The organism is Streptomyces sp. NPDC127119 (assembly GCF_042677425.1).
Lineage (GTDB): Bacteria > Actinomycetota > Actinomycetes > Streptomycetales > Streptomycetaceae > Streptomyces.
On sequence record NZ_JBHXTO010000002.1, the window covers coordinates 185,450 to 199,933 of the forward strand.

14 protein-coding genes are annotated in these 14,484 nt (G+C 71.8%); 7 read left to right on the forward strand and 7 right to left on the reverse strand.

Annotated elements, in window-relative coordinates:
* Positions 1-16 precede the first annotated feature (16 nt).
* On the reverse strand, positions 17-1,261 hold the full coding sequence (locus ACFVH5_RS01780) for a DUF418 domain-containing protein (RefSeq protein ID WP_385831218.1): 1,245 nt from the start codon (positions 1,259-1,261) through the stop codon (positions 17-19).
* Between the two features lie 176 nt (positions 1,262-1,437).
* Here ACFVH5_RS01780 and ACFVH5_RS01785 point away from each other — a divergent pair, with 176 nt between their 5' ends.
* Together ACFVH5_RS01785 and ACFVH5_RS01790 are read left to right on the forward strand one after the other, a co-directional pair.
* Positions 1,438-2,103, forward strand: a complete 666-nt coding sequence (locus ACFVH5_RS01785; RefSeq protein WP_385831220.1) for a response regulator — start codon at positions 1,438-1,440, stop codon at positions 2,101-2,103.
* 113 nt (positions 2,104-2,216) lie between these two features.
* A complete protein-coding gene (locus ACFVH5_RS01790; protein ID WP_385831299.1) occupies positions 2,217-3,302 on the forward strand; it encodes a sensor histidine kinase in 1,086 nt (361 codons plus the stop codon).
* Positions 3,303-3,320: 18 nt separating this feature from the next.
* Here the strand turns inward: ACFVH5_RS01790 and ACFVH5_RS01795 are convergent, their stop codons facing one another.
* Positions 3,321-3,986 (reverse strand): lytic polysaccharide monooxygenase, encoded by a 666-nt coding sequence (locus ACFVH5_RS01795; protein WP_385831222.1) that lies wholly within the window; start codon positions 3,984-3,986, stop codon positions 3,321-3,323.
* 145 nt (positions 3,987-4,131) lie between these two features.
* Positions 4,132-4,722, reverse strand: coding sequence for a TetR family transcriptional regulator (locus tag ACFVH5_RS01800; RefSeq protein ID WP_385831223.1), 591 nt, complete (start codon positions 4,720-4,722; stop codon positions 4,132-4,134).
* A gap of 138 nt (positions 4,723-4,860) precedes the next feature.
* Here ACFVH5_RS01800 and ACFVH5_RS01805 point away from each other — a divergent pair, with 138 nt between their 5' ends.
* On the forward strand, positions 4,861-5,616 hold the full coding sequence (locus tag ACFVH5_RS01805) for a dienelactone hydrolase family protein (RefSeq protein WP_385831225.1): 756 nt from the start codon (positions 4,861-4,863) through the stop codon (positions 5,614-5,616).
* Positions 5,617-5,669: 53 nt separating this feature from the next.
* On the opposite strand, the gene ACFVH5_RS01810 is transcribed toward ACFVH5_RS01805, so the two are convergent.
* Positions 5,670-6,341 (reverse strand): class II aldolase/adducin family protein, encoded by a 672-nt coding sequence (locus ACFVH5_RS01810; protein ID WP_385831227.1) that lies wholly within the window; start codon positions 6,339-6,341, stop codon positions 5,670-5,672.
* A complete protein-coding gene (otnK, locus tag ACFVH5_RS01815; RefSeq protein WP_385831229.1) occupies positions 6,338-7,657 on the reverse strand; it encodes a 3-oxo-tetronate kinase in 1,320 nt (439 codons plus the stop codon). Before otnK ends, ACFVH5_RS01810 begins: the two co-directional genes overlap by 4 nt.
* Positions 7,658-7,814: 157 nt before the next feature.
* Here otnK and ACFVH5_RS01820 point away from each other — a divergent pair, with 157 nt between their 5' ends.
* From ACFVH5_RS01820 to ACFVH5_RS01830, 3 genes are read left to right on the forward strand one after another with little or no spacing between them, the layout of a single operon-like run.
* Entirely contained in the window at positions 7,815-9,251 is a 1,437-nt protein-coding gene (locus tag ACFVH5_RS01820) for a homoserine dehydrogenase (protein WP_385831231.1), read from the forward strand.
* Entirely contained in the window at positions 9,251-10,609 is a 1,359-nt protein-coding gene (locus tag ACFVH5_RS01825; RefSeq protein ID WP_107017198.1) for a gluconate:H+ symporter, read from the forward strand. The genes ACFVH5_RS01820 and ACFVH5_RS01825 overlap by 1 nt, the downstream gene beginning before the upstream one ends.
* A 52-nt stretch (positions 10,610-10,661) precedes the next feature.
* Positions 10,662-11,456: a DeoR/GlpR family DNA-binding transcription regulator gene (locus ACFVH5_RS01830; protein WP_385831233.1), complete on the forward strand. Its 795-nt coding sequence runs from the start codon at positions 10,662-10,664 to the stop codon at positions 11,454-11,456.
* 60 nt (positions 11,457-11,516) lie between these two features.
* Here ACFVH5_RS01830 and ACFVH5_RS01835 read toward each other — a convergent pair whose 3' ends face one another.
* Positions 11,517-12,260 carry a class I SAM-dependent DNA methyltransferase gene (locus tag ACFVH5_RS01835; protein ID WP_385831235.1) on the reverse strand — a complete coding sequence of 248 codons (744 nt, stop codon included), beginning with the start codon at positions 12,258-12,260 and terminating at the stop codon, positions 11,517-11,519.
* Between the two features lie 126 nt (positions 12,261-12,386).
* Here ACFVH5_RS01835 and ACFVH5_RS01840 point away from each other — a divergent pair, with 126 nt between their 5' ends.
* Positions 12,387-13,574: an FAD-dependent monooxygenase gene (locus tag ACFVH5_RS01840; protein ID WP_385831237.1), complete on the forward strand. Its 1,188-nt coding sequence runs from the start codon at positions 12,387-12,389 to the stop codon at positions 13,572-13,574.
* On the opposite strand, the gene ACFVH5_RS01845 is transcribed toward ACFVH5_RS01840, so the two are convergent.
* Complete coding sequence (locus ACFVH5_RS01845; RefSeq protein ID WP_385831239.1) at positions 13,563-14,465, reverse strand: alpha/beta hydrolase fold domain-containing protein; 903 nt, start codon at positions 14,463-14,465, stop codon at positions 13,563-13,565. The two genes, ACFVH5_RS01840 and ACFVH5_RS01845, sit on opposite strands and share 12 nt — an antisense overlap.
* Positions 14,466-14,484: the final 19 nt, after the last annotated feature.

The window sequence follows — 14,484 nt, forward strand, 5'->3', positions numbered from 1 at the left end:
CCGACTGTGAAGGCTGTTACCTGATGTGACGCGTGATGCGGGTGGTGCGGTACAGCACGTACTCCAGCGGACCGCGCCGGAAATACCGCGTCCAGACGGTCGCCAGCAGCATGGCCGCCGTGACGAAGGCGGACAGCGCGACCAGGGCGGGGCCCGGCTTCTCCTCCATGCCGACCACGTGGATGGCGAGGATGTGCGCCACGTACGCGGTCAACGCGATCATGCCGACGGCGGCGACCGGCCGGGCCAGCCGGGTCAGACGCGGCATCCGGGCGGCGACGGTGACACAGGCCGCCACCACGAGCAGGGCGACACCGGTGTTGCCCAGGACGGAGAACGTGGTCTGGCTGTGGGGCGCGCCCACCAGCAGCCACACGGCCGGGGTCTCGTCGCTGGGATAGCCGACGATGTCCGACCACCAGGCCGACGACGCCCCGCCGCCGTCCGTGGCCGCGGCGATCGTGGAGAAGGCTCCCGGCACGAGGTGCAGGGCCAGCCAGGAACCGCCGTAGCCGAGCACGGCCAGCCCGCCGCCGGTCAGGGCGATCCGGGTACGGGTCCGGGCCTGGGTGAGATCGAGGCGGGCGACCGCCATGCCCGCGATCATGAACGGCATCCAGGTGAGCGCCGGATACGAGCCGGTGAACAGAAGTTCGAGCAAGCCGTCGGTGCCGCTGACGCGCGCCAGCGGATCCGCCGCGATGATCGTGTCGGCCCAGTCGCCGCCTTGGATCGCCTGCTGGATCACGTACAGCAGTCCGGGCAGGATCAGGGCGCCCGCCGCGGCGAGCAGCGCCAGGGTACGGGCGCGCAGCCGGTGCAGCGGCAGGACGAGCAGGAAGATCAGCCCGTAGAACGCGAGGATGACCTCGACGTCGGTGTCCAGGGCGGTGAGCGCGTAGCCCGCGGCGATCAGGATCAGCGCGCGCAGCACGATCCGGCCCACCGCCTGCCGTCCGGCCCGGCCGGTGTGCGGGTGCGGGCGGCCGGTGATGAGGACGAGGGAGAACCCGGCGAGCAGCGCGAACAGGGCGGACGACCGGCCGCGGGCCAGCTCGGCGAGGAAACCCACCGGCCCGCCCACGGCCGGCTCGGGGCCCACATGGGCGGCGTACATGCCGAAGACCGCCAGGCCGCGGGCGATGTCCAGACCGATGAGCCGGCCGGCTGAAGGCGTGAGGGGGACGCCGGCCGGCCGGCTCGGCCGCGGGACCGGCGAGGGAAGGGCCGGTGCGGGGGCTGAGGACGGGGTGTGTGTCATGGGTTTCAGGCTGACGCGGCGCACCCGTCCGGGCCCATCCGGCAAGTGGCCGCCATCGTCCAGCCGACCGGCTGGACGCCCGCCGTCGCCCAGCCGGAAACGTCGCCGAGGGAACCCCCGGGCGGTCTCCCGCGTGGTACGAAACCCTCAAGCGGTCCACGTCGATAGGGGCGCACGTGATACGCGTACTGGTGGTCGACGACGAAGCGTTGATCCGCACGGGCTTCGAGCACATCCTTTCCGCGGTCGACGACATCGAGGTGGTCGGCGCCGTCGTCGGCGGCCAAGCGGTCGCGGCGGCAGGCCGGTTGACGCCCGACGTGGTGCTGCTGGACATCCGGATGCCGGACGTGGACGGGCTGAGCGTGCTGGCCCAGCTGCGGCTTCTGCCGGCGCCGCCGGTGGTGGCGATGCTCACCACGTTCGACATGGACGAGTACGTGGCCGCCGCACTGCGCTCGGGGGCGTCCGGGTTCCTCCTCAAGGACACCGACCCCGTGCAACTGCCCGTGCTGGTACGCACGCTGGCGCAGGGCGGAGTCGTGCTGTCCTCCTCCATCACCCGCACCGTCGTGAACGGCTATCTCGCCAGTGGCCCCCAGCAGGCCGCCCTGCGCCGCGTCACCCGGCTCACCGGCCGCGAGAAGGCCGTGCTGATCCTCATCGCGGAAGGGCTGCCCAACGCCGCCATCGCCTCACAACTGCACCTGAGCACCGGCACGGTCAAGGACCACGTGAGTGCCCTGCTGTCCAAACTGCGGGTGGGCAGCCGGGTCCAGGCCGCCCTGCTGGCCGAACGCGCGGGGCTGCTCAAACCGCCGGGCGCCCAGGGGGAAGGGTGAGGTCCCGCGCGCACGACGGCGGTCGGGCGCACTCCGCCGCGCACCCGGAGGACCGGGCGAAGTGTGCCGCGCGCCCACGGCAGTGGGTCGCGGCCCGGCGCGTTCCGGCCCCCATGATGGACGTCCTGCTCATCGGCATCTCCCTGCTGGACATCTGGGTGCACGTCGAGGCCGACGACCCGCAGCGCAGAGCCGTCGCGGTACTGGCCGCCGCCGCGCTCTCCCTGCGCCGCCACCTTCCGCTGGTGGCCTTCCTGTGCGCCCTTCCCGCGACCCTGGTCAGCGACGCGGTGTTCGCCACCCTGGCCGCGCTGTACGCCCTCGCCTCGCTGAGCCGGAGCCGGGTGCTCCTGGTGGTCTGCGCACTGCTGTTCGCCGCCTGCGACATCACCTGGTGGACGTGGCCCTCGCCGACGTTCGCCGACTTCACCGACCCGTCCGACCTGATCACCGTCACCTACAGCCTGGCCACCGCGGCGGCGCCGGTCTTCCTCGGCCAACTCGTACAGGCCCGCCGCGAACTGTCACTGAGGCTGGCCGAGATCTCCCGGGCGCGCGAGCACGGACGTGAACTGCTGGCCCAGAGCGTGCTGGCCAAGGAACGCGCGCAACTGGCCCGGGAGATGCACGACGTGGTCTCCCACCAGGTCAGCCTCATCGCGGTCCGCGCGGGAGCACTGCAGGTGGGCAGCCAGGAGCCGATGGCGCAGGAGGCCGCGGCCACCATCAGACGGCTGAGCGTGCAGACCCTGGAGGAACTGCGGCACATGGTGAGCGTGCTGCGCGCCGCGGGCAGCCGCCCCACGGAACTGACCCCGCAGCCGTCCCTGGCCGATCTGCAGCGGCTGGTCGACACCAGCGGTATCGAGACCGAGCTGCACGCCGACCTGCCGGACGCCCTGCCCGCGACCATTCAGCGCGCCGTCTACCGCACCGTGCAGGAGGCCCTCACCAATGTCCGCAAGCACGCCCCCGGCGCCAGGGCCACGATCCGTATACGGCTCGTCGAGGGGACGGTACGGGCCGCCGTCACCAACACCGCGCCCACCCGGCCCGCCCTGCTGCTGCCCGGCGCCCACCACGGTCTGGCCGGCCTGCGGCAGAGAGCCGAGCTGCTGGGCGGGACCGTCATCGCGGGCCCCGCCGCCGACGGCGGGTACGAACTCCATCTGTGCCTGCCGCTCCAGCAGACGCGGTGAGGGTGCGACGGTCTCCTCTCAGCGGAAGTTCACATCGCTGCACATGAAGAACGTCTGGTCCATGTGCGACGCCTGCCAGATCGTGTAGACGACGTGGCGGCCACTGAGGCCCGAAGTGCTCACGTCGACGGCGTAGTTCTGGCCGGGGGCGTACTTGCCCGTCCGGACGGCCAGTTGCATATCGTCCCAGGTCAGGGGTTGGGTGGCGGGGTCGAAGCCCTGGCGGGTGACATAGACGAGTATGTAGTCGGCGCCGTGGTTGGCCTGGTCGTACAGCTTCACGGTGAAGTTGGCGCCGAGGTCCGTCGTCTTCCAGGCGCCCACGGCGTCGAGGGAGTTGTAGCGACCGCTCTCGGTGTGGCCGGCGCTGCACAACTGCCCGTCGGGGACGACCGCCTCGAAGTCACCGGCGGAGCCGTTGCGGTAGAGGCCGTTCCAGTTCCACATGGCGTTCGGGTTGTCCTGCCAGGCCTGCCAGCACATGGGGTCCTCCTGTGCCATGGCGGGGTTCTGGAAGTCGCTTCCCCAGCGGAGCCAGCAGCCGTAGTTGCGGGACGCCGGGTCGACCACCGAGCCGTGGGCGTGTGCCGGTGCGCTCCAGGGGATCAGGCAGAGCAGCACGGCGGCGAGCAGGCTCAGGGTGAGGGTCGCGCGAGACGGAAGGACGCGCTCATGACAAGTCAAGGTGTGCTCCTTTCGGGTGGGTGCTCTTCGTGCTCTTCGGGTGTGCACTGGATGCGTGGGAGCGCTCCCGCGCCACCCAGGCTCGGTGCGGCGAAACGGAATGGCAACACTCGATTGCGCCAGATTCACACCCGGGGCCGACGAGCTACGTCGCCAACGCGGCGAAAGCCTCGTCGAGGAGTTCGACGAGGTTCAGGTGTCCGTCCGAGCCGATCCAGTGGTCCTGGGCGACGTTGAGGCAGTCCAGTGCGGCCGCGGCCCGGACCGACTGGGCGAGCGCCGGAGGGCCGGAGGTGCCGGCGCGGTCTGCCAGGGCCCGGGCGAGCGCGGGTCGCCAGCGGTGCTGCTTCTCCAACTGGCGGGCGCGCAGACCGGGATGGTCGGCGACCAGCCGGGCCGTGGCCAGCGCGCCGACCGGATCACGGCGGTGGCGCTCCAGGAGGACGTCCAGGGCGTGCCGCAGTGCCGACCAGTCGTCCTCGTCGGCGGGCCGCTCCCGTAGGGCCGCGGCGACCTTCAGGTCCAGGCCGTCGTAGGCCGCGAGAACCGCGTCCTCCTTGGTGCCGAAATAGCGCAGCAAGGTGCTGCGCGAGACGTCGGCCGCTCGCGCGAGGTCGTCCAGGGTGACCTGGTCGAAGCCCTCGCGCCGGAACAACTCGAAGGCCACCTGGGCCAGTTCGGCTCGTACGGCCGCCCGTGCGATGTCCCTGGTCCTGCCGCGTCCGCCCGTGTCCACGTCGGGATCCTATCCGCGAGAACGGCTTGCCCAGAAGGAGACTCGGTAACTAATCTGACACTCAGTTCCACATACGGCGCCTCGGTGCACTGGGTGCGCCGAGGTCGTACCCCCACCAGGAAATGAGCCCCGTCACCCATGACCGCGACACTGGGATCCGCCGTCCACGTCCCGACTCCGGACGGAACGGCCGACGCCTATCTGGCCCACCCCGACGACGGCGCACCGCACCCACCCGTCCTGCTGTACATGGACGCCTTCGGTCTGCGGCCGCATCTCGAAACCATGGCGGACCGGCTGGCCGGGGCCGGATACACCGTGCTGGTCCCCAACGTCTTCTACCGCTTCGGCCCGGCGCCGGTCGTGCCGCTGCCCGAGTTCATCAACCCCGCCGACCGGCCGGAGATCTTCCGCAGCATCGGTACGGCCGCCCGGACGCTCACCCCCGAGGGAGCCATGCGCGACGCGGCCGCCTACCTGGACTGGCTCGCCGCGTCGCCCCTCACCACGGACGGCCCCGCGGGCCTCACCGGCTACTGCATGGGGGCGGGCCTGGCGCTGCGTACGGCGGGCACGTACCCGGACCGGGTCGCCGCCGCGGCCGGTTTCCATGGTGCCCACCTCGCCACCGAAGCGCCGGACAGTCCGCACCGCGTGGCCGACCGCATCACGGCCGAGGTGTACTTCGGCCACGCCGACCAGGACTCCACCAACCCGGCCGAGCAGATCGAGCGCCTGGAGAAGACGCTCACCGAGGCCGGGGTGCGCAACCGCACCGAGGTGTACGCCGGCGCCCAGCACGGATTCACCCAGGCCGATACGGCCATGTACAGCGCCGAGGCGTCCGACCGGCACTGGACGGCACTCCTCGACCTCCTGTCCCGCCGCCTCTGACGTCGGCCGGGATGTCCGCTCAGGGTGTGAGCGCGGTGCGACGGGCGGCGAGGTCAGTCGGCCACGGTCCACGGCGAGCCGTACTTCTGCGTCAGCGGTGCGATCTCCTCGGCCGAGAGAAGCCGCGGGGCGCGTTCGCCGAGTGCGAGGAGGAGCGCGGAGACCTCTTCCAGCTCCACCGCCGACTCCACCGCCAAGGACATCGAGGGGCCCGCGACGACCGGGCCGTGGTTCTGCAGCAGAGCCGCCCGGAAAGGGAACGGCAGGGACTCCATCAGATCGGCCTGTCCGCTGTCGCCGGGCGCGGCATAGGGGAGCAGGGGGGTCTGGCCGACGCGCATGACGAAGTACGGCGTCAGCGGGGGTATGGCGCTGCGCTCGTGCCAGGCGGGCAGGCACGACACGGCCGCCGCGTGGCGCGAGTGCAGATGGACGACGGCCCGGGCGGACGCGTCGCGGCGGTAGAACGCGGTGTGCAGCGGGAACTCCTTGGACGGCTTCGGCCCGTTGAGGTGTGCTCCCGACAGATCGAGGACGCTGAGTGCCTCGGGATCGACGCGGGACAGATCCGTACCGGTGGGAGTCAGATAGATCCGGGAGTCCTCGCGGACGCTCAGGTTGCCCGAGGAGCCGGGGCTGAGGCCGAGCGCGGCGAGGTGGGCGCCCGCGGCCGCGAGTTCGGTCCGCGGGTCGTTCCGTCGCGGGACGTTCAGCGGGGCGTTCATACGAGCGTGCTCCAAGCCTCGGTGAAGATGTCCGGGGCACCGAAGTTGCCCGACTTGAGGGCCACGTCGACGACGTGGCCGTCCTCGGTGTGTCCAGCGGTGTGGTGCCTGGTGGCGCCGGGTCCGTCGTCGCCGTTCCGGGCGGTGACCTGGGCGCGGGCCCAGGTGACGCCCGGGGCGATAGGGGACCCGATGGTGAGCGTGCGCACGCCGAGCGCGGTGATCACCGAGCCGGACGTCTCCCCGCCCGCGACGAGCAGCCGTCGTGCGCCGGCCGCGACCAGGCGCGTGGCGCAGGCGGCCAGCGCCCTCTCCACCAGCTCCGACGCGGCGGGGGAGTCGTCCAGGTCGCTCAGGTCGCCGACGGCGTAGAGGAGGGGTGGCCGCCGCGGGTCGTGCTCCCAGCACGCGCGGGCGAACGCGACCAGGCCGTCGACCGTGGCCTCGAAGTCGGCCCGCAGCGCGGCGAGGTCGAGCTTGCGGTGCGGCAGGTGCGCGCGGCCGTGCGCCACCTGGGCGCGGGTGGCCGAGGACGCGCTGCCGGAGAGCACGACGGCCGGATCGCCGGGACGCGACGCGGCTGCCACGCGTGCGGCCCCCGGCCGCGGACCGGTCAGGCCCAGCGCGAGTCCCGCGGCGCCGGTGACGAGCGGGTGGTGCGCGGTGGCCGCCGAGATGGTCCGCAGATCCTCGTCCTCGGTGGCGTCCACCACGACGAGCGCGTCGGCGAGAGCGGGATCGTCCAGCGCCGACGCGAGAGCCGCGGCCCCGGCCCGTACGGTGTCGAGGCCCACGAGCCGTACCGGATGCGTGGTCTGCGGTGTCAGCAGCCGCCCCACGTGAGAGTCGCGCATCGGGGTGAGCGGATGGTGGCGCATCGGGCTCTCGTCGAGCAGCTCGTCGTGGACGAAGAGCCTGCCGCGGTAGACGGTGCGGCCGGTGGCCGGGAACGACGGTACGACGACGGCGCGCCGTTCCCCGATCGCGTCCAGCAGCGCGTCGGCCACAGGGCCGATGTTGCCCTCCGCCGTCGAGTCGAAGGTCGAGCAGTACTTGAGGTAGAAGCGCCGGCAGCCGGCCGCCCGCAGGGCGCGCAGCGCGGCGAGCGAGGAGCCCACGGCCTCGGTGACCGGCGCTGTACGCGATTTGAGCGCAATGACGACCGCGTCCGCGTCGTCCACCGCGGTGCGCCCGGGTTCGTCGGCGATGCTGTCGGAGCCGACGGCCACCACGGTGCGGTAGCCGCGGGCGACCAGCATCGTGGCGAGATCCGTCGCTCCGGTGAAGTCGTCGGCGATGGCCCCGAGGGTCGGCATCGGGCCTCCTTGCGAGGGGTGGGCGGATTCCTCTGGACATGACCGGGGGCCGTGACCAGGGACGTGTGAAAAAATGTTAACAGACTTTACGTGGATGGGATCTGCTGATACATCTTGTTAACGAGCAGCGCATCGCGCTCGTCATCCAGGAGGGTCCATGAACTTGCACCATCTGTTCGCCGACACCGGGAACCGGACCGTGCGCTACGCACTGTCCGGAGCCGGCGGCGGCTTCGCCCGGACCCTGCTGGCGCAGACGCCCCGCATCCCCGGGCTGGCCCCCGCCGTCCTGTGCGACCGCGACGTACCCCGGCTGCACGCGATGCTCCTGGAGCTCGGATACAGCGCCTCGGATCTCGACGTCTGCACCACGGCGGACGAGGTGGCCGCCGCCGCGCAGGCCGGACACATCGCCCTCGTCCAGGGCGGCTCACTGCTGTCCGCCGCGCCCTGGGACATCCTCGTCGAAGCCACCGGCAGCCCCGCCGACGGCTACGCGATGGCACGCGAGGCGCTCACCGACGGCCGGCACGTCGCCATGGTCAGCAAGGAGGTCGACTCCGTCGCGGGCCTCCACCTCGCCGACCTCGCGAAGGACAACGGCGTCGTCTACACGACCGCGGACGGCGACCAGCCCGCCAACCTCATCGGCCTCGTGACCTGGGCCGAGCTGCTCGGCCTCGACATCGTGGCCATCGGCAAGTCCAGCGAGTACGACCTCGTCCTCGACCCCGACCGGGGCACGGTCACCCAGCTCGACACCACCGTCCCCGCACCGGAACTCGCAGCACTCCTCGCCCTCGGCGACGACGTACGAGCCACCCTCGCCGCCCGCGCGGCGGCCGTGTCCGCGCTGCCGGTCGGCGCCACCGCCGACTACTGCGAAATGGCCGTCGTCGCCACGAACACCGGCTTCCGCCCCGACGTCGAGCGCCTGCACTACCCGGTCGCCCGCATCGCGGAACTCGCCGACGTCTACGCCCTGCGCGAGGACGGCGGACTGCTCCACCGCGCCGGAGCCGTCGACGTGTTCAGCGCGCTGCGGCTGCCGGACGAGGCGTCCTTCGCCGGCGGCGTGTTCGTCGTGGTCCGCACCGGCGACCCGGCCACCTGGGAGACCCTGCGGGGCAAGGGACACGTCGTCAGCCGCGACGGCCGCTACGCCGCGATCTATCTGCCGTACCACCTCATGGGCGTCGAGACCCCGGTCTCCCTGCTCTCCGCGGTCCTGCACCACCGCCCCTCCGGAGGCACCGACCCGCGCGCCCACGCCGCGCTCGCCGGCCGCGCCCAGCAGGACCTGCCCGCCGGGACCGTCCTGCACATGGGCGGCCACCACCACGACGTGACCGACGTCCAGGCCGTGCTGCTGCGCGACGAGGACACCCCCGCCGACGTCGCCCCGCTCTACCTCGCCGCCCACAGCACGCTCGCCCGCCCGGTCGCCGCCGGTGAACTCATCCGGCTCGCCGACCTCGCCGACGCCGACGAGAACCTGCTGGAGGCCTGGACCCTGGGCCGCGCCTCCCGCGCCAGCGCCCGCGTCACCGGCACCGCCGACCACACCGACTCCGCGGCGGGGAGGGTCGGCTGATGGACACGGACATCCAGCATCTGCTCCTCGGCGTGGCGGCCGTCGCCGTCCTGATCGTGCTGATCACCAAGGCCAAACTGCACCCCTTCCTGGCGCTCAGCATCTCCGCGCTGGGCCTGGGGCTCGCCGCCGGGATCGGACCGGGCAAGACCGTCGAGTTCTTCCAGACCGGCTTCGGCGACGCGCTCAAGAGCACCGGCCCCACCATCGGCCTCGGCACCATCCTCGGCGGCATCCTGCTGGGCTCCGGCGGCGCCGACCGCATCGCGACCGTGTTCATCGGAGCGCGGCCGGTCAAGTGGATCCCCACCGCGATCACCGCGGCGGCCCTCCTCATCGGCATGCCGCACCTGTTCGACGTCAGCTTCGTGATGCTCGTACCCCTCGTGTACGCGGTCGCCAAGCGCACCGGCACCCATCTGCTGTACGTCGGACTGCCGATGGCCGCCGGCCTCTACATCTCGCACGGTCTGCTGCCCCCGCACCCCTCACCGACCCTCGCCGTCTCCGCCTACGGCGCCAACACCGGCCTGACCATCATGTACGGCCTGATCATCGGCATCCCGATCGCCGTCATCAGCGGGCCGTTGCTCACCAAGGTCGCCAGCCGCTGGTTCGGACCTGCCCCCGACCTCGACAAGGGCCCCGTACCCGAGCCCGAGCCGCTGCCCGAGAACCAGCGCCGGCCCGCGTCCTTCACCCTGGCGCTGATCACGGTCCTCCTGCCCCCGGTCCTCATGCTGATCGGCACGGTCGGTACGTCCCACACGGCCGAGGGCACCCTGCCGTACGCGTTCTTCGAGGCCTGCGACTCCTCCGTGCTGTCCCTGCTGGCAGCCGTCGTGTTCGCCTTCTTCGCCCTGGGCGTCCGCTCCGGCTTCGGCCTGGGGCAGCTCCAGAAGATGGCGGGCAAGGGCCTCGGCCCGGTCGGCGGCATCGTCCTGATCCTCGGCGCGGGCGGCGGCCTCAAGGCCATGCTGACCGCCACCGGCATCGACAAGCTCATCTCGGACTATGCCGTGGACTGGTCGATACCCCCGCTGCTGCTCGCCTGGCTCGTCGCCGCGCTGCTGCGGATCTGCCTGGGCTCGGCGACGGTCGCGACCGCCGCGGCCACCGGTATCGTCGCGCCGCTGCTCGGCGCGTACCCGGGGCTCTCTCCCGAACTGATGGTGCTGGCCAGCGCTTCCGGCGCCGTGATGCTGTCCCATGTGAACGACTCGGGCTTCTGGCTCTTCAAGGAGTACTTCCAGCTCTCGGTGTCCCAGACCTTCCGGACCTGGACACTGATGCTCTCCCTGCAGTCACTGCTCAGCCTGGGTGGAGTATTGCTCCTGAGCACGTTCGTCGGCAGCTGACGCGCGAGCCGGTGAGACCAGTCTTGGTGGACAACAGGAAGGACCATCGACGATGGCCGAGGACCGCTCCCTCCCGCTGATTCCCGACCAGCGGCGTGAGCAGTTGCTGAAGCACCTGCGCCGCGACGGAGTGCTCAGCGTCCAGCAGATCACCCAGCTCCTCGGTGTCTCGCACATGACCGTCCGCCGTGACATCGCCGAACTGGAGCGCCAGGGACAGGTCTTCTCCGTTCCGGGCGGCGCCCGGATCGCCAGCCATCTGCAGAGCGAACCCAGCCATCAGGCCAAGACGCTCATCGAGCAGCCCGAGAAGCAGGCCATGGCCGCCAGGGCCGCGCACCTGGTCGAGGACGGCATGACCGTCTACCTCGACGCGGGTACGACCCTGTCGGCCATGGTCCCCTTCCTCGTGGACCACACCGCCCTGACCGTCGTCACCAACGACTTCACCACCGTGGACCAGCTGATGGCCGCCGCTCCCCACCTCGACCTCATCCACGTGGGCGGGAAGGTGGAGTCCGCCAACCGCTCCAGCGTCGGCCGTCTGGCCGCCACCGTCCTGCGGCAACTCGCCCTCGACATGGCCTTCATCAGCACCAGTTCATGGGATCTCCTGCGCGGGGTGACCACTCCGTCCGACCTCAAGGTGGAGGTCAAACAGACGGCCATGGAGTGCACGGGCACCTCCGTGCTCGTCGCGGGCTCCTCGAAGTTCGGCACCTTCGGCAAATACCGGGTGGCCGCCCTCAACGCGTTCGACACGATCATCACCGACAGCGCGCTGGCCGACGCCGCGGCCGAGGGCGTACGAGCCTCCGGAACCGAACTGCATCTGGTCAAGCCGTAGCGGTGACCGGCCCGGCGGGGACGACACGCTCGCGCGGGCCGGGCCGACGGGCGTGGACGGCTACCGGGACGGCGTGACCCGGTAGACGGAGACGTGGGAGCGCGAGTCGGCGGTGAACTCCGTGCCGTCCCAGTCCGCGTGCCTGGACTCCAGTTCAAGACCGGCCAGTTGGGCCATGAGGTCGAGTTCGGCCGGCCAGATGTACCGGTGCGGACTGCGGAACAGCTGCGCCTGCTCGCTCTCGTCGAACCGGAAGTGGTGCGAGACGACGTGCTGACGCAGGACGTCGTACGTGTCCAGGCCGATGTAGTGGGAGTCCGACTGCCAGACCGTGGCCGCCTGCCCCGGCGGGAGCTTGCGCAGTTCGGGCACCCACAGCTCGATCACGAACCGCCCACCCGGTGTGAGATGGCGGGCGGCATTGCGGAAGCACTCGACCTGCTCCGCCTGGGTGAGGAGGTTCGAGATCGTGTTGAACACGAGATAGACCAGGCTGTACTCACCCGGCACCACAGTCGTCGCCATGTCCCCGATGACCACGGGGATCGTCGCCTCGTCGGCCTTGGCGCGCAGTTGCTCCACCATCGGCGGTGACAGTTCGATGCCGGTGACGGGGACACCTCGCCCGGCGAGCGGGACGGCCACCCTGCCCGTGCCGATGGCGAACTCAAGAGCGGCCCCGTCCCCCGCGAGGTGGGCGAGACGGTCCACGGTGGGCCCCAGCGTCTCCGGCGCGAACATGCCGGTGCCGGGCGTGTCGTAGCGCCGCGCGGTGGCGGCGTCCCAGATCTTTGCCTGCTGCATTCCGTCAACGGTCGCTGTCGGCCGATGCGTTGTCCAACGGATTTCCCCTATGACGGACCGTCAACTGACGCTTCAATGGGGTCACTTCGAACATCGTGTACGAGTGGGCCGAGGCGGGGGTCTGGCGTGAAGGCGATCGTCGTGGGAGCGGGTATCGGCGGACTGGCGGCGACGCTGAGCCTGCGCCGGGCCGGCCATGCGGTGACGCTGGTCGAGCAGGCACCGCGGTTCACCGAGATCGGCGCCGGAATCCAGCTCGCGCCCAACGCCACACGCGTACTGCGGCGGCTGGGCCTGCTGGACGAGGTCGCCGCGCGGGCGTACCGCCCCTCCGAGGTGTGCTTCCGCACCTGGTCCGACGGGACCGACGTCTGCCGCTACCGACTGGGACGCGAGGTCGAGGACGAGTTCGGGGCGCCCTACCTCCTCCTGCACCGCGCCGATCTCCACGAGGCACTGGCCGCCGGGGTGCCGTCCGCGTCGGTCCGCCTGGACACCGCGGTCGTCGGGATCGACCAGGACGACAGGGCCGCCCATGTCACCACGGCGAGCGGCGAACGCCTGAGCGCCGACCTGGTCGTGGCGGCCGACGGGATACGGTCCGCGGCCCGCCAGTGGCTCTTCGGCGCGGACAAGGCACTCTTCTCGAGGACCGCCGCCTACCGGGCACTGCTCCCGGCCGCCGAGGTGGCCGATCTGGACCTGCCGGAGCTCGCTGTCTGGATGGGACCGAGTCGCCACTTCGTCCACTACTGGGTACGTCGTGGGGAACTGCTCAACGTGGTGGCCGTGTACACGGCGGACGAGGCGGACCGGACGCAGGAGTCGTGGACCGCGCGGGCCGAACCCGGCGAGCAGCTGGGCGAGTTCGGGGGATGGGACTCCCGGGTGCTCGGCGTCCTCGAACGCGCCGGGCAGATGCTCCGCCACGGAATCTACACAAGAGCCCCGCTGGAGCGGTGGAACGTCGGACGCGTGACCCTGCTGGGCGACAGCGCCCATGCGATGGTGCCGTTCCTGGCCCAGGGCGCGGCCCAGGCCGTCGTGGACGCGGACGTGCTCGGCGACGTACTCAAGGACGCGACGCCCCCCGAGGTGCCCGACGCCCTCGACCGGTACGTACGCCGACGGCTGGCCACCGCCACGAGCGTGCAGGCCGGGGCCGCGCGGGCGGGCGACGAGTTCCATCTGCCGGACGGCCCCGAGGCCCGGGCCCGCAACGCCCGGATGGCGGCCCACGCGGCCGGGAACAGGTTCATGCCGCAGTCGGCCGGGTGGACGGACACCGCCCGCCCCTCCCGGTCAGAGGGGTGACGGAGTGGTGTGCTCCCGGCTGAAGGCCAGCGACAGGGCGAGACACCGCTCGACCTCGGCTTCGGGCAGGCCGTACCAGAGGTGATCGGCCCCGTCGATCAGCCGCAGGTCGGCGGGCACCCCGGCCTCCCGCAACGCGGCGGCCAGCCGTACGCCCTGGTCGCTGGGGACGATGTGGTCCTCGGTCCCGTGCAGGACGAGGAAGGGCGGTGCGTCGGCGGTGACGTGGTGGACGGGACTGGCGTCGCGGGTGCGGTCGGGCAGGTCGGCCGGGGCACCTCCGACGAGCATCGCCTCGAAGGTGTGCCCGTCCGCCGGGTCCTCGGCGAGGGCGAGGAGATCGGTGGGGGCGTACCAGGTGACACAGCCGGTCACGGGCGGGACGGAGGGGGTGCGGTGCCGGGAGGTGAGCGCGAGCAGGGCGGCGAGGTGTCCGCCCGCCGACTCGCCCCAGAGGACGGTTCGGGCGGTGTCGAGACCGAGTTCACCGGACCGTCCGTGCAGCCAGGCCAGCGCGGCGGACAGGTCGTCGACCTGGGCCGGATGCACGGCCTCGCCGCTGAGCCGGTAGCCGGGGCAGGCGACGGCGAATCCGGCCCGGGCGAGGCGGGCGAAGGGACCGGGCCGCCAGGACCGGAACGCCGGGCCCGGATCGCCGCGCAGCCCGGTGCGCCAGGCGCCGCCGTGGACGAAGACGATGACGGGGAGTGGCCCCGCCGGCTTCTCGGGGAGCCACAGGTCCAGTTCCAGGGGACGCCGGCCGTCGGGCACCAGGTAGGGGATGCCGCGCAGCAGCCGTACGCCGGGAGTGGGCAGGGCCGCGGGCGGCAGGGGCAGCAGGGCCGGGTCCGGCGGGGCGAGAAGCGCGGCGAGGCCGGGTGGCAGAGACATGGGTTCCTTCGGGATCCGG

Bases quoted from the DNA above. Each gene is read 5' to 3' on its own strand.
- ACFVH5_RS01780 (WP_385831218.1), bottom strand. From the start codon at position 1,261: ATGACACACACCCCGTCCTCAGCCCCCGCACCGGCCCTTCCCTCGCCG.
- ACFVH5_RS01790 (WP_385831299.1), top strand. From the start codon at position 2,217: ATGATGGACGTCCTGCTCATCGGCATCTCCCTGCTGGACATCTGGGTG.
- ACFVH5_RS01830 (WP_385831233.1), top strand. From the start codon at position 10,662: ATGGCCGAGGACCGCTCCCTCCCGCTGATTCCCGACCAGCGGCGTGAG.
- otnK (WP_385831229.1), bottom strand. From the start codon at position 7,657: ATGCCGACCCTCGGGGCCATCGCCGACGACTTCACCGGAGCGACGGAT.
- ACFVH5_RS01810 (WP_385831227.1), bottom strand. From the start codon at position 6,341: ATGAACGCCCCGCTGAACGTCCCGCGACGGAACGACCCGCGGACCGAA.
- ACFVH5_RS01820 (WP_385831231.1), top strand. From the start codon at position 7,815: ATGAACTTGCACCATCTGTTCGCCGACACCGGGAACCGGACCGTGCGC.
- ACFVH5_RS01825 (WP_107017198.1), top strand. From the start codon at position 9,251: ATGGACACGGACATCCAGCATCTGCTCCTCGGCGTGGCGGCCGTCGCC.
- ACFVH5_RS01805 (WP_385831225.1), top strand. From the start codon at position 4,861: ATGACCGCGACACTGGGATCCGCCGTCCACGTCCCGACTCCGGACGGA.
- ACFVH5_RS01845 (WP_385831239.1), bottom strand. From the start codon at position 14,465: ATGTCTCTGCCACCCGGCCTCGCCGCGCTTCTCGCCCCGCCGGACCCG.
- ACFVH5_RS01835 (WP_385831235.1), bottom strand. From the start codon at position 12,260: ATGCAGCAGGCAAAGATCTGGGACGCCGCCACCGCGCGGCGCTACGAC.